At 69.0% G+C, this 14,729-nt stretch carries 10 protein-coding genes; 4 read left to right on the top strand and 6 right to left on the bottom strand.

Annotated features, from left to right (window positions below; genetic code table 11):
* Positions 1-52: 52 nt before the first annotated feature.
* From rsmD to T336_RS0114160, 3 genes are read right to left on the bottom strand one after another with little or no spacing between them, the layout of a single operon-like run.
* Positions 53-682 (bottom strand): 16S rRNA (guanine(966)-N(2))-methyltransferase RsmD, encoded by a 630-nt coding sequence (gene rsmD / locus T336_RS0114150; protein ID WP_026433052.1) that lies wholly within the window; start codon positions 680-682, stop codon positions 53-55.
* Positions 679-2,040, bottom strand: a complete 1,362-nt coding sequence (locus T336_RS0114155) for a M16 family metallopeptidase (RefSeq protein ID WP_019702045.1) — start codon at positions 2,038-2,040, stop codon at positions 679-681. The genes rsmD and T336_RS0114155 overlap by 4 nt, the downstream gene beginning before the upstream one ends.
* Before the next feature lie 27 nt (positions 2,041-2,067).
* Positions 2,068-3,522 carry a M16 family metallopeptidase gene (locus tag T336_RS0114160; RefSeq protein WP_026433053.1) on the bottom strand — a complete coding sequence of 485 codons (1,455 nt, stop codon included), beginning with the start codon at positions 3,520-3,522 and terminating at the stop codon, positions 2,068-2,070.
* Between the two features lie 29 nt (positions 3,523-3,551).
* Here T336_RS0114160 and ftsY point away from each other — a divergent pair, with 29 nt between their 5' ends.
* Positions 3,552-4,847 carry a signal recognition particle-docking protein FtsY gene (ftsY, locus tag T336_RS0114165; RefSeq protein WP_026433054.1) on the top strand — a complete coding sequence of 432 codons (1,296 nt, stop codon included), beginning with the start codon at positions 3,552-3,554 and terminating at the stop codon, positions 4,845-4,847.
* A 53-nt stretch (positions 4,848-4,900) separates the two neighbouring features.
* Here ftsY and T336_RS0114170 read toward each other — a convergent pair whose 3' ends face one another.
* Positions 4,901-5,671: an SDR family oxidoreductase gene (locus T336_RS0114170; protein ID WP_026433055.1), complete on the bottom strand. Its 771-nt coding sequence runs from the start codon at positions 5,669-5,671 to the stop codon at positions 4,901-4,903.
* A gap of 344 nt (positions 5,672-6,015) precedes the next feature.
* Here T336_RS0114170 and T336_RS0114175 point away from each other — a divergent pair, with 344 nt between their 5' ends.
* The 3 genes from T336_RS0114175 (at position 6,016) to T336_RS0114185 (ending at position 11,822) form a co-directional block, all read left to right on the top strand.
* On the top strand, positions 6,016-9,273 hold the full coding sequence (locus T336_RS0114175; RefSeq protein ID WP_026433056.1) for a beta-keto acid cleavage family enzyme: 3,258 nt from the start codon (positions 6,016-6,018) through the stop codon (positions 9,271-9,273).
* A gap of 189 nt (positions 9,274-9,462) precedes the next feature.
* A complete protein-coding gene (locus T336_RS0114180) occupies positions 9,463-9,960 on the top strand; it encodes a hemerythrin domain-containing protein (protein ID WP_019702050.1) in 498 nt (165 codons plus the stop codon).
* A gap of 257 nt (positions 9,961-10,217) precedes the next feature.
* Entirely contained in the window at positions 10,218-11,822 is a 1,605-nt protein-coding gene (locus T336_RS0114185) for a methyl-accepting chemotaxis protein (RefSeq protein ID WP_035226085.1), read from the top strand.
* Positions 11,823-11,919: 97 nt separating this feature from the next.
* On the opposite strand, the gene T336_RS0114190 is transcribed toward T336_RS0114185, so the two are convergent.
* Complete coding sequence (locus T336_RS0114190; RefSeq protein ID WP_026433058.1) at positions 11,920-13,500, bottom strand: MATE family efflux transporter; 1,581 nt, start codon at positions 13,498-13,500, stop codon at positions 11,920-11,922.
* Positions 13,501-13,631: 131 nt separating this feature from the next.
* Positions 13,632-14,333 (bottom strand): MarC family protein, encoded by a 702-nt coding sequence (locus T336_RS0114195; RefSeq protein WP_026433059.1) that lies wholly within the window; start codon positions 14,331-14,333, stop codon positions 13,632-13,634.
* Between the last annotated feature and the right edge of the window lie 396 nt (positions 14,334-14,729).

A 14,729-nucleotide genomic window follows, 5' to 3' on the forward strand; every position in this document is an offset into this window, starting at 1 on the left:
GCCGCATCCGGCCCATGGCCCCTGGCATGGCGCCTTGCCACGCGAGGCGACGCTAAAGCTTGCGGATCAGGTGGGCATGCACCGCGCCCGCCCGCAGATGGCGATGGATGACAAGGCCCAGGGGTGCCAGCACCGCATCGTCCCAGGGCTGCGGCGCCTCGAGGTAGATGAATCCATCCTCCGCGAGCACCGGAACGGCAGCCGCCAGGGCCGTTTCGAACAGCCCGCCGTCGAAAGGCGGATCGAGCAGCACCAGGTGCGCCGAGCCCGGCGCCCGCTGGCGCAGGACGGCCACGCCGTCGCCCCGCTGCACCCGCGCCGCCGTGGCACCCAGTTTTTCGCAGGAACGCCGCAGCTGATCGGCCAGGCCTGCATCGCTTTCCACCAGCAGCACCTCCACTGCTCCGCGGGATGCAGCCTCCAGCCCGAGCGCGCCCGTGCCGGCGAAGGCATCGATGCAGCGCCATCCCGCAAGGTCCTGCCCCAGCCAGTTGAACAGTGTTTCCCGCACCCGGTCCGGCGTGGGCCGCAGCCCCGGGCGCGACGGCACCGGCAGCCGGGTGCGCTTCCAGAGCCCGCCGATGATGCGCACCTCTCCCGCACCGGCGTGCCCGCCCTGCCGGGCGCTGGAGGCCGCCGCGGGCCGCTGGGGCGCCGCGGGCTTGCGTGGCGCCGGGCTCATGGCGCGCTCCCGCCGACCACCACGGTCACCATCCGTGCAGGCTGCAGCTTGCGCGCCATCGCCGCGCGGATGTCCTCCGCGGTCAACGCTTCCACCCGGTCGGTCCAGTGCTCGAGATAGTCGAGCGGCAGGTCATTCCAGGCAATGTTCACGACGTTCCCGAGCAGCTTGCGGTTGCTGTCGATGCGCAGCGCGAAGCCACCGATCAGGTTGTCCTTGGCGGCGCGCAATTCCGCGGCCGTGGGACCTTCGGCAACGAAGCGGGCGAGCACATCGCGCGACACCTGCACGGCCTGCTCCGCCTGGTCCGGGCGCGTCTGCAGCGCGACGAGGAAGGGGCCGGCATCCAACCCCGGGGAGAACTGGCTGTACACGCTGTAGCTCAGTCCGCGCTTTTCTCGCACCTCCTCGGTCAGCCGCGACGTGAAGCCGCCGCCGCCCAGGATATGGTTGCCCACGAGCAGCGCAAGGAAATCGGGGTCCTTGCGTGGAAAGCTGGGCTGGCCGATCAGCACGTGCGCCTGGGCCGAGGCGAAGGGAATGCGCTCCTCCTGCGCCCGGGCCATCGGCTGCACGGGTGGCACCGGGGGCAGCGCGGCGCAGCCCGAGGCATCCGTGGCCGGCAGGCGCGATAGCAGCGTCCGGGCCAGCGCGCGGGCCTGCTCCCGGTTCACGGCGCCCACGATGCTCACGCGCGCCCGGCAGGCCTGCAGGTAGCGGTCATGGAAGCTCTGCAGGTCCGCTGCCTCGATGCGCGCCAGCGTCTCCGGCGTGGCGCGCTGGCCATAGGGATGGGAGCCATAGACGGCCTGCGAGAAGGCCCTGGCGGCCACCGTGCCGGGCCGTGTTTCGGCTTCCTTCAGCGAAGCGCTCCAGCGCGCTCGCTCGCGCTGCCAGATGTCCTGCGCGAAGGCCGGCTGGGCGATCTGCCGCGCGGCCAGGCGGGCGGCGCGGTCCAGCAGGCCGGCGTCGCTCAGCGAGCGCAGCCCGTAGCTGAAGCCGTCCCGCTCCGCGGACGCCTGCAGGCTCGCGCCCAGATCGGCCCAGGCCTCGCCCAGGGCGTTCTCGTCCATCGCGGGCTCGGCGCCATCGGCGCGCACGCCCTTGGACGACATGGCGGCCGCGGCGGCCGCCAGGCCGGCCTGCGGCGCGGGGTCGCGCCGTGCCCCGGCATCGAAATCGACCTGCACGTCCACCATCGGAATACCGGGGCTTTCGACGAGCCAGACACGTGCGCCGCTGGGTTCGGTCCAATGCTGGATGGGCAGCAGCGCCCAGGCGGACTGTGCGGCCAGCAGGCCTGCCGCTGCCGCGAACGCCGCGCGGAGGGCGGCTTTTTTGATTGCAAAGTGCATCATGGGAAATTCCTTCCGGCCGGCGGCTCGTCAGTGCATGCGGCCGTCGGCGCTCGCGGGCGCGGCGGGGCGGCGGGAACCGGGGGCCACCGGCTGAGGCACCAGGGTGGCCACAGTCAACTGGTCATCGCCAAAGTAGCGGGCAGCCACGGCCTGGACCTGGGCGGGAGTCACCTCGCGCAGCAATGCCAGCAGGCGCGCATCGGCATCCGGCGGAAGGCCCTGCACCCAGTTGCTTCCCAGGTCACTCGCCTGCGCCTGCAGCGAATCGCGCGCATAGATGGTGGATGCCGCCCACTGCGTCTTCACGCGGGAGAGTTCGGCATCCCCCACCCCTTCGCGCGCCACGCGGGCCACCTCGGCCCGCAGCGCGGCCTCGACCTGCTGCGCCGTCTTGCCGCCCGCGGGAACGCCGCTCAGCAGGAACAGGCTCGGCCCCCGGCCCATGACGGAGGCCCCGCTGTCCGCTCCGTCGGCCACGCGGTCGGCCCCCTGGGTGAGAGAGCGCTCCAGCCGTGCGCCGTCATAGCCGCTCAGCACGCCCGAAAGCATCATCAGCGCCAGCGCATCGCGGTCGGAATCCGTGAGCTGCTCCAGCCGCTGCAGTCCCGGCACCCGGAACGCCAGCGCGACGAAGGCCTGTTCCGCAGGTGCCTTGAAATCGATGCGGCGCAGGCCGCGCTGCGCCGGCTCGGTGCGCGGCTTGCGCACCGGCACCGCTGCCGCGGGAATGCGGCCGTAGGTGTCATCGGCGAGCTTGCGGACGGCTTCCGGGTCCACGTCGCCGGCCACCACGATGGCGGCGTTCGCGGGCACATACCACTGGCGGTGGAACGCGCGCACATCGTCCGGCGTCATCGCATCGAGATCGCTCATCCAGCCGACCACCGGCCTGCGGTACGGAGACGCGGTGAACACCGCGGCGTTGAGCTGCTCCATCAGGGCCGCGCGGGGCTGGTCGTCCGTGCGCATGCGCCGCTCCTCCTTGATGACCTCGATCTCCTTCTTGAACTCCGCGTCCGGCCACTGGTTGTGCGCGAACCGGTCGGACTCCAGCCGCATGACCTCCGCGAGGCGCTTCGCGGGAATCTGCTGGTAGTAGCCCGTGTAGTCGCGGCTGGTGAACGCGTTCTCCTGCCCTCCCAGTGCCGCCACGCGGCGCGAGAACTGGCCGGGCGGCACCGTCTTCGTGCCCTTGAACATCATGTGCTCCAGGGCGTGGGCCACGCCCGATGTGCCGTCCACCTCGTCCATCGAACCGACCCGCACCCACACCATGTGCACCGCGGTGGGGGCACGCCGGTCGGTCTGCACGAACAGCTGCATGCCGTTGCGCAGCGTGTACTGGCGCACGCCGGGCACCTGGGCTCCGGGCTGGGCGCCTTGCGCCGACGCAGGCGAAGGATGGGACGTGGTGGTGGCAGGGGCCTGGGCCCCGGCGTGAACGCAGGCCAGCAGGCCCAGGAGGGTAAGTGCGCGTTTCATAGAATGGGTGCGATTCTAAGAACCTGCCAATGTTCAGTTTTTTCAAGAAAAAGCCCGCCCCTGCTCCCGCTGCGGAGTCCCCGTCCCCGGTACCGGCCGACGTTGCCCCGGCCCTGCCCGATGCCATGCCGGTTTCCACGCCCGCCGTGCCGGAGGCCGGGCCTGCGGCCACCGAAGCGCCGGGCACCTCCGGGGCCCCCGGTGCTTTCGGCTGGCTGCGCAATCCGTTCGCCAAGCCCCCTGCTCCGCAGGATCCCGCAGCGCCGGTTCCACCACAGCCGGGCCCCGTGGCCGCTCCCGTGCCGGCCGTGCCAGCGCCGACAGCGGCGCCGCTGCCTGCCCCCCAGGCTCCGGTGCCGCTGCCCCCCACCACGCCGCCGGCAACGGCGGCCCCCGCATCCGTGCCCTTGCCGGACGCCGGACAGGAGCGCAAGGGCTGGCTGGACCGGCTCAAGAACGGGCTGCGCAAGACGGGCACCAGCATCGCCACGGTCTTCACCGGCACGCAGATCGGCGATGCGCTCTACGATGAACTCGAAGAGGCGCTGCTGATGGCGGACACGGGCGTCAAGGCCACCGAACACCTGCTGCAGGACCTCCGGCGGCGCGTGAAGGAAGCCAGGGCCACCGATCCCGCGGCGGTCAAGGGACTGCTCGCCGATGCCCTGGCCGACCTGCTGCGCCCGCTCGAGAAGCCCCTCGAGATCGGACGCCACACGCCCACCGTGATCATGGTGGCGGGCGTCAACGGTGCCGGCAAGACCACCTCCATCGGCAAGCTCACCAGGCACCTGGCCACCGAAGGCGCCGCGGTCCTGCTGGCGGCGGCCGACACCTTCCGGGCCGCCGCGCGCGAGCAGCTCGGCGTGTGGGCCGACCGCAATACCGTGGAGATCGTGAGCCAGGAGGGCGGAGACCCTGCAGCCGTGAGCTTCGATGCCGTGAGCGCCGGCAAGGCACGCGGCAAGGACGTGGTGCTGGTGGACACGGCGGGCCGGCTGCCGACGCAGCTCCACCTGATGCAGGAACTGCAGAAGATCAAGCGCGTCATCACCAAGGCCGATGGCACGGCGCCGCACGAGGTGCTGCTGGTGATCGACGGCAACACGGGCCAGAACGCACTCGCGCAGGTGCGGGCCTTCGACGACGCGCTGCAGCTCACCGGGCTCATCGTCACCAAGCTCGACGGCACGGCCAAGGGCGGCGTGCTGGCAGCCATCGCGCAGGAGCGCCCCATACCGGTGTATTTCATCGGCGTCGGCGAGAAGCTGGAAGACCTGGAAACCTTCAGCGCCCGCGAGTTCGCGCAGGCCCTGCTCGCCTGAGGCAGGGCCCACCCGGGAAACGGAGCTTGGGGCGGATTCCCGGCGAAGCTTCGTCAGTTGGACCAGCCTCCGTCGATCAGGTGGATGGCGCCGGTGGTGAAGGACGACTCGTCGCTCGCCAGGTACACCACGAGCGCGGCCACTTCCTCGGGGAGGCCCACGCGGCCGGTCGGCTGCCGTGCCACGAAGGCGGCCCGGACTTCGGCCTCGCCGGCGCCGGAGCGCGCGGCCTGCTCCCGGATGCGCCCCCGCAGCGAGGGTGACTCGATGGTGCCCGGGCAGATGGCGTTGCAGCGGATCCCCTTCTGCACATAGTCGGTCGCCAGCGCCTTCGTCAGACCGATCACCGCGCCCTTGGAGGCGCCATAGGCGAACCGGTTGGGCACGCCCTTTACGCTGGACGCCGCCGAGGCCATGTTGATGATGCAGCCGCCGCCCCCTACCAGCATGAATGGCAGGTAGGCACGGATGGTGCGGTACATGGACTTGACGTTCAGGTCGAACGTCAAGTCCCAGTCCCCCTCCCCACACGCGAGGATGTCGCCCTGGTGCACGTAGCCCGCGCAGTTGAACAGCACGTCCAGCCGGCCCGTGTGCAGGGCGAAGGCGTTGACCGCCTCGCTGTCCAGCACGTCCAGGCGGGCCGTTCGCAGAGATGCGCAGCCCTCGGCGGCGGCTTCGGCGGCGAGTTGGGCCAGCGCCTGGTCATCGATGTCCGTGGCCCAGACCTCGGCCCCCTCGCGCGCCATCGCCAGGGCGCTGGCCCTGCCGATACCCTGGCCCGCCGCGGTGACCAGGACGGTTTTTCCTTGCAGACGTTGCATCGAAACTCCTTTGAAAAAAAGCCGAGCCCTTTCCGGCAAAAATAATCCCCTTCCTCGAACGGCGCCATGTCAACCGACAAAAAGGGACCGATTCCACCGGCGGCCCGCAATATTCTCCCCCTGGGCGGCCAGCGCAACACCTCGCCATGAAAATCGGCTTGCCGGGTGGCGTTCCAGCCTGGCGCCGTCGATACGCGACCATCATGAAAACAAAAAAATAAAGCATAAAAAAACCATTTATCCATAACATAATGAGTTCCACACATTCGTTCCGGCGCAGATTCATTCCCGGCAATCCTCCCCGTTGAATAATCCGGCCCTCGCAATCAACGAGCCGGGGATCCGTGCACGAGATATTCATTACCGCAGCCCCGGTGGGCGCTGTGCCGCGCAGCATCGAGCCGCTGGGGCCGAAATACCTTTCCGCAGCGCTGGTGCGGCATATCGGCGGCCTGGAAGCGGCACTCGAGAGCCGCAACGGATGGGAGCCCGTGGCGCCGGGTGGCCTGCTGGCGAGCGAATCCACCCGGATTCCAGCAGGCGCGGATTTCCTCCGGGCCATCGCCCCCACGGCGGAACAGCTCGAACGCTGGCGCCGCGAGGCCGGACTGCACGCGCGGGACGGCGTCTTCCAGTACCACCCGGACGGCCCGGTCCTGCGGCAGCTGGATGCGGCGTGGTTCGCCAGGATCGGCTCCGAAAAAGCCTCGAGGGAGCTGGTGGTGCATCTGACGGGCCAGGGCTGGACCAGCGACGGAGCGGGCGGCCTGGCGTGGCCTCATGCCGGCGCGGTGGAGTCGTACATTCCGCCCGACCTGGTCCACCAGCTCCATTCCTGCGGCACCGGCGTGGTGGAAGGGCTCGCCGATGCCGGCTGGTGCCACGCCGGCACGGGCTTCGCGCTGTCGGGCAAGGGCGCCACCTGCTGGCTGCCGGTCGCGCCCGCCGCCATCGTGGACGAATGCGTGGCGGCTGTCCGGGAAGGCGCCGCCATCCTCCATCTGCACACCCGCGAGCGTGGCGGGCAGGCATGGAAGCTGCCCTGGTCGTCCCTGTCGCTGCCCACGGGCCCGCAACCCAACCGCATCGTCCCGGACGACTACGAGGCCATCGTCCCGCGCCTGCGCGCACAGGTTCCGCTGGCCATCCTCAATCTCTCCACCAGCGTGCGGGGCGGCGGGGACTCCGACAGCGCCATCCGCCGCGAGCACCTCAGGCCCTACGAACCTGACGGCACGCCCCCGGAACTCTCCTCGCTCAGCCCGGGCGAAGTGCTGTTCCAGTCCGGTGGGGGATACCTCAACACCCCGGACTTCCTGCAGCGGCAGCTGGACCATGCGCGCACGCTTGGCATCCGCCCCGAGATCGAGGTCTTCAACCACACGATCCTGCAGAACACGCTGGAAGATTTCAGGCCGCGCCTGGAAGAAGCCGGAAGCCCGTGCCTGCTGATGCTGGTGGCCGGCGTGGACCAGTACCGCCGCGCCGGCGAGGCTTTCGAGGACGACTCCCTCATCCCCGCCGTGCAACGCCAGGCCATCTTCGCGCTGCTGCAGGCCGGTGACGCCCCCGGTATCGACCGTGCACTGGACATGGCCGCGGCCGCGCTGGCGCCGGTGGTGGAGCAGATAAGGCACCGGCTTCCCACGGCCCGGATCTCCGTGCTGATGCCGGGCCCGATGCAGCAACTGCTGCCCCGCCTGGCCGTGCGCCTGCAGCTCGACGGTGTGCGCGTGGGCCTGGAAGATGGCCTGACGGTGCCGGACCGGAACGTCCCGGGAGGCCTGCGCAAGGGACGGACCGCGGAACAGGTGCGCTGGCTCCGCGAAGAGCTGGAAGCGCTCGGCTGCCGCGTGCTCTCCGCCGAAGCCACCCGGCAGGCACTGCGCATGCCCTCCTCGGTGGAAACCCTGTTACTCGGGGCCATGGAGGCCACGGCATCCCTCGCTGGCGCCGGCGGCCCCGAGCCCGCGAGTCCGATGGAAGCGCTGGTGCACGCCCTGGCGCCATTGCGACCCGCGTTCGAGCGCCGCGAGCAATGGCTGCGCGCGCAGCTGTCGCGCCACGGCCGCGGAGACCCCGCCAACGCGGCGGCCACCGCCCGCGACCTCATCCGGCAGGCGGGCCTGTACGTACGCTATTTCATCGAGGAGCGGGAACGCTACCCCATGCAGGGCGCGCGCGCGTTCCGCAACCCCTACGAGATCCAGCCGCTCAACCATGCATGGGAGCTGCTGCTGGAAGCCGGGCAGGACGCATCGTTCTACGAGGAAGCGCTGCAACGGCTGGCTGCCCGTGCAGGCGTGGCTCCCGGCAGCTTCCTGGCCCCGCCGTCGCAGAGGAAGGGGCGGGACCTGCGGTTCATCGAATACATCGCCTCCCTGCCCTGCCGCCTCGGCCAGGACCGTATGGAGGTGGAGCACTTCGGGCTGCGCCGGCTTCAGGGCTACAACGCCTTCATGGCGAATCTCTTCCTGGGCATGGAAGAAGCATACCGGGGCCTGCGCGCGCGCAGTGAAGCCGAGCCCAAATCGCAAGGCATCCTGGCGTTCCATGCCGATACGGGGGACACCATCGATCCCCGCAACCTGCAGGACGAGCTCGGCAGGAGCCAGTGGGTCGTGCTGCCCTGCACCACCGACACCCACTACGCGGAAGGCATCCGGCAGGCCAACAAACTCGCCGCGGCCTTTCTCTCGTTCCTGCGGATCGTCGTGCCTTCCCATGCCGCTGCGCTGCACGTGATCGGCTTCGTGCATGCCGGGCAGGACCATGAGGGATTGCCGCTGGTCGAGGCCAGCCTGCTGCACCACCGGTTCCTGCTGGGAACCGACCGGCATGCCGGCATCGTCAGCCACGCCTCGCGGCTGCTCTACGAAGCCATCCTGCTTCCACGGCTGGTGCAGGAACCCGAACGCCTGATGCGCCGCATGGATGGCACCGTGGCGCGCGCCGCCGGCTTGCCACTTCATGAAGACGGCAGCGCTGCCCGCCGCGTCGATCCACGGGCGGTCGCGGGAACGCCGCCCCTGCGGTTCCTGGCCCACAGTTCCGGCATCGCGGCCCTGCAGCAGATGGACAACGCCATGCGCCAGGACATGGAGGCGCTGGGCTACTCCGCCCTGGAGCAGAAGACCCTGTTCCACCGCAACGTCGTGGTGTCTTTCGCATCGACGGCGGACATCCGCACGGACCTGCCAGGCACCCCGACCGTGGACATCACTGCCTACAACGATGTGCGCAGCATGGCGGGGACCACCACGCCCGACTACGCCCTGGGCGACAGTCACCGCAGGGCCCAGGCGCGCGCCGCCCGGGCTGCGGGATACCGCTACGAGGCCACGCGCTGGAAGCTCATCGAGCACGCCGGTGGAAAGACCCTGTTGAGGCGCATGGGGGTGTTCCTCCAGGACGACCCTGCCCGCCTGGACGACGGCCATGCGCTCCGCCGCTACCTGCAGGGTGCTCCGGACGAGATCCACCACCTGATCAGGCAACTGCACTGGAATTCCGACGCACCGCACTTCGACGGGACACTGCGGCGCATGGCCCCACAGGAAGCCCTGCAGCCTCAGCCGCAGCAGCGACAGCATCGCCCCTGAAGCCAGATGCGGCACGCGGGTGCGCCGCTGCGGCACCGCTCCCGCTGCGCCGATCCGGCACAGGCTCGACAGGAGCCATTCGCATGGCCCACAGCGCCATGGGAAGACGGACACACAGGCGCCGCTCCTACGGCCAGGCGTGACGGCAAAAAGACAATGGGCTTTCCAACACCTTACGAGGAAAACGCCATGCCCACGACGACGAACCAGCGGACCCCTGCCGATGCCTGCAGCCTTCTGGATGCGGACCATCGCAAGGTGAAGAAGATGTTCAAGGAGTACGAAGAATTCGCAGGCTCCAAATCGAAGACGTCCATCGCCAAGAAACGCGAACTGGCGCAGCAGATCTGCCTGGAGCTGACGGTGCACGCGCAGATCGAGGAGGAAATCTTCTACCCGGCCCTGCGCGAAGCGCTGCGCGAGACAGACCTGCTCGACGAGGCCGAAGTCGAGCACGCCAGTGCCAAGGACCTGATCGCCCAGATCCAGGACGGTGATGCCATGGACGACAAGTTCGATGCCAAGGTGACCGTCCTGGGCGAATACATCGACCACCACGTCAAGGAAGAGCGCAACGAAATCTTCGTCAAGGCCCGCGCATCCCGCAAGCTCGACCTGGTGGCCATGCGCGAGACGCTGCAGGCCCGCAAGGAGGAGCTGATGGAAGAGATGCAGGCCATGGCCTGACGCGCCGCCCTCCCTGGAGCGCATCGAATCGCCCGCCACCGGATAGCCGGTGGCGGGCGATTCGCTTTTCAAGACCGGGGGGCCGTGCCGACCGTGCAGGAAAGTCCCCGCCAAAGAAGAGCTTTCTTCCTACAGAAATGCCAATTTCATTACATATGATTACATTAAGTGCGATCTTTAACAAACTCGCCACGCATGCATTCGCAAACCTGCAACCTGGATAGCAGCACATGCGTGGCTCCCCAACGAAAGACTCTATGAACCTCGACAACTGGACGATACGTTCCAAACTGATCGCCGGCTTCGGGCTGGTGCTGGTCATCGCCTGTATCGTCAGCCTGCTGGGCATCGCCAATCTCTCGAGCATGAACGATCGCTCGGTCGAGATTTCCCGCAAGTCGCTGCCCAGCGTGTCCGCTGCCGGGGCGATCAGCCGCAACCTGTCGGCCCTGCGCATTGCCCGCCTGGGGCTGATCCTTGCGGGCCCCAATTCGCCAATGCCCCAGGCGATCGCGACGGTGGAGAACGCGAGCACGGCACTGAACAAGTCCGTGGAAGAGGCCGCCCCCCTGTTCACCAGCGCCGAGGAGAGCAGGATCTATCAGGAACTGCGCACCCAGGTGGCGGATTACAGCTCGACGCTGCCGCAGCAGCTGAATTTCGCGCGCGAGAACAACATCGAGGCGGTGCGCGCGATTTTCGTGGGGCCTGCCGGCGTCGCATACCGGGCGGCCAACAAGGGCCTCGACGACCTGATCGCCATCAACAACAAAGGCAGCGATCTGGCCGCCGGGCGTGCCATGGAGACCTATCACCAGGGCCGCGTGGAACTCGTGACCGGGCTGGTCGCCATGGTGGGCCTGAGCGGTGTGATCGCGGTGATGCTGGCGGGCAACCTGTCGCGCCGCGCCCGGCAGTGCGCCGATGCGGCGCACCGCATGGCACGGGGCGACCTGAGCCACGTGGTGGTGGCCTCCGGACGCGACGAACTGGCGCAGATGCTGCAGGCGCTGGAGGACACGCGTGAACACCTGCGCACGACCGTGGGCAATGTGCGCCACAACGCGGAAGCCGTGGCCACGGCCAGCGCGGAAATCTCCCAGGGCAACCAGGACCTGAGCGGCCGCACCGAAAGCCAGGCGAGCGCGCTGGAGCAGACAGCCGCCTCCATGGAACAACTGGGATCGACCGTGCAGCAGAACGCCGACAGCGCGCGCCAGGCGAACCAGTTGGCCAAGAACGCGGCCGCCGTCGCGATGCAGGGCGGGCAGGTGGTCAGCCAGGTAGTGGAGACGATGCGCGGCATCAACGAGTCGTCACGACAGATCTCCGACATCATCCAGGTGATCGACAGCATCGCCTTCCAGACCAACATCCTGGCGTTGAACGCCGCAGTGGAAGCCGCGCGTGCCGGCGAGCAGGGGCGCGGCTTCGCGGTGGTGGCCAGCGAGGTGCGCAGCCTGGCGGGCCGCTCCGCCGACGCTGCCAAGGAGATCAAGAACCTCATCGGCGCCAGCGTGGAGCGCGTGACCGCCGGCAACGCCCTGGTGGACCAGGCCGGCACGACCATGACGGAGATCGTCGGCGCCATTAACCGCGTGACGGACATCATGGGCGAGATCAGCGCCGCCAGCGTGGAGCAGGCCTCCGGCGTGGGCCAGGTGGGCGAGGCGGTGACGCAAATGGACCAGGCCACGCAGCAGAACGCCGCGCTGGTCGAGGAAATGGCGGCGGCGGCCGGCAGCCTGAAGAAGCAGGCCGAGGATCTTGTGCGGGGCGTGGCGACGTTCAACCTGGGCGACGGCCGCGCCGCCCATACTGCAGTGGGTTTCTCCCGCCCCGCAGTTGCCCTCACGGCATGAAAGCCACGCTGGCGCTGTCGATGTGCGCTGTGGCGGGGGTATGGGCCTCAGAGGGCTGGCCGCTGTGAACGCGCGATCCCTGCCGCCATGGAAAGCATCAAGCCGGCCGGTGCGTCGCGCCGGACTGCCAGGCCTGCTGGCCGGGTGACCCGTGCGCTGCGCCTGCCTGCGCACAGACCGGCGACGGCGGCAGGCCACCCACTTCGGCCGGAGTCGCCACCACCGGCTCGGCCGGTGCGAGCATGCGCGCCTGGCGCCAGCGGCCCCAGCGGTAGTAGGCCATCGACATCAGCATGGCGCACAGCGCGCTCGCCGGAAAGCTCCACCAGATCGCATCGGTGCCCAGCCACGGCTGAAGGCCGTAGGCGATCGGCAGGCGGATGCCCCAGAGCGCCAGGCCCAGGATGATGAGCGGCGGCACCACCGCGCCGGTGGAGCGCACCACGCCCGAGAGCACGAAGGTCACGCCGAAGAACAGGAACGAGCCCACGGCGATGTGATTCAAGTGGCGCGCCGCCTCCAGCGACGCACTGCCGGCAGGCAGGAAGAGCGACAGCGCCGTGCGGTCCAGCAGCACCAGAGGCATGATGATCGCGCCGGTCAGCACGAAGTTGAACAGCGTGCCGCTGCGGGCCACGCCGTCCACCCGCTCCCAGCGGCCGGCGCCCACGTTCTGCGCCGCCATGGACGAGCAGGCCGCCCCGATGGCCATGGCCGGCATCTGCACATAGGTCCAGAGCTGCAGCGCGGCGCCATAGGCCGACGCGGTGACCACGCCCTGCGCGTTGACCAGCCCCATCAGCATCAGCATGGCGGTGGAGATCATCACCATCTGAGCTCCCATCGGCAGCCCCTTGACGACCAGCGCGCGCAGGATGGCCCCGTCAGGCACGAAGAGCCGCCAGTCGGCCCGCCCGATCCAGAGCGGGTGCCGGCGCCAGCGCAGCCAGGCCAGCAGCGCGACGAAGCTGATGGCGTTGGCCACCAGCGTGGCCATGGCCGAGCCGGAGATGCCCAGGCGCGGCACCGGCCCCCAGCCGAAGATGAGCAGCGGGTTCAGCGCTGTATCCAGTACGACCACCAGCAGCAGGAACAGGAACGGCGTGCGCGTGTCGCCCGCGCCGCGCAGCACGGCCGAGATGAAAGCGAACAGGTAGAGCAGCGGCACGGCCAGGAACAGCGTCCGCAGGTACGCCTCGGCCAGCGGGAGGGCGGCGGCAGGTGTGCCCATCCATCCGAGGATCTCGCGCGACAGCGGCGGGCCGGCCGCCGCGATCAGCACCGCCGTGCCGCCGAAGAAGGTCGCGCTGGTGCCGATCACGCGGCGCGCCTGCTGCGGGTTGCGCGCCCCCATGGCCTGCGCCACGAGGATGGTGGCCGCCATGCCCACGCCGAACACCGCGCCGATCAAGAGGAACAGGATGTTGTTGGCATTGGCCGTGGCAGTGAGCGCCGCCTCGCCCAGGTAGCGTCCCACCCACACCGCGTTGACCGAGCCGTTGAGCGACTGCAGCACGTTGCCAGCCAGGATGGGGAGCGCGAAGACCAGAAGGGTGCGGCCGATGGGCCCTTGCGTCAGGTCGCGGGTCGGGGCACGGGTGGTAGAAGACGGGCTTGCAATTGGATGTGCAGGTGGGCTCGAGGGAGCGCCAGGGAGAGCGGGTGGCGACGCGGTCATGCGGCATGGTGCCCACGCATTGCAGCGGGGCCTGTCGGCCGACGCCGAAAGTCTGCGGCAGCGAAGGTGGATCCTGCCGCGGCCGGGCGACTCACCGCCTTGCGCCCACATTCGCCACTAATGGTTTTCGCTCAAGAATGCAGTGGCAGCATCCCGTCGCGCAACATCGCGACGCCCAGCTCGTACACGCCATCCCACACGATCTGCACGCCCAGGCACAGCAGGATGAAAGCCGACAACCGCAGGAAGATCACCGAGCCGGCTTCGCCGAGCGGCTTGAGCAGCTGCTGTGCATAGCGGAAGGCGAAATACAGCAGTACGGCGACGGACAGCAGCGCCAGCACGCCGCCGCCCATCCGCGCCAGTGACAGCGACAGCCGCGCGTCGGCCAGCGACACACCCACCGTGATGGCCGCCGCGATCGAGCCGGGCCCACAGCTCACCGGGAAGGTGAGCGGGTAGAAGGCCTGGCGTCGCGCCATGTCGGGCGTGAAGCTCTCGGCCAATTCGGTGCGGCTGTCCACCGTGGCCTGCGTGGCCGTCAGCAACCGCCAGGCCGTCGCCGCCACGATCATGCCGCCACCCACGCGCACGATGGGCAGCGAGATGCCGAAGAACTCCAGTACGTAGGAACCGACCAGCATGGCACCCAGCAGCAGCCAGAACATGTTGCGTGCGATGCGGCGCGCCAGCAGCGCGCGCGTGTTCGGTGATGCACCCTCGGTCAAGCCCAGGAAGATGGGCGCCGTGGCGGCCGGGTTCAGTATCGGCAGCAGCGCGGCCACCACGAAGAGAAAGCTCTTGCCGAAGGCGCCCAGAAGTTCAAGTGTCACGGTGTTCCTATTCAGATGGGGAGCGTCTGGTCGACGAACTCCCGCATGCGCCGGGGTTGTGCGCCAGGGTGTCATTACCGCCGATGCCCATCAAGCGCAGCACCAACGCTGCGTACCGCGCGATTCTGCCTTCGGTCACTTTTTTGGCAGGCCGCGCATGTTGGAGCCGCATGGGCTCGAACTTGCGTACCTCGCCCACCAAGTGCTGATCTACCGGGCACTCCGTTCGCCGCAATTTGGGCGGGGGTGTCGAAGCAGTGTCGTCTCGCGCGCAAGCGCAGCATTGGCTCGGCAAAAGAGCGTCCAGCAGTTGGGGGCCGCATGCACGACAGATCCATTCCCAGAAAATTCGCACGAGTTGCTCAAAATTTGAGTAGCCGACCTTCGACAACGTCG

Origin of the sequence: Paracidovorax oryzae ATCC 19882 (assembly GCF_000687165.1) — a bacterium.
Classification (GTDB): Bacteria; Pseudomonadota; Gammaproteobacteria; order Burkholderiales; family Burkholderiaceae_C; genus Paracidovorax; species Paracidovorax oryzae.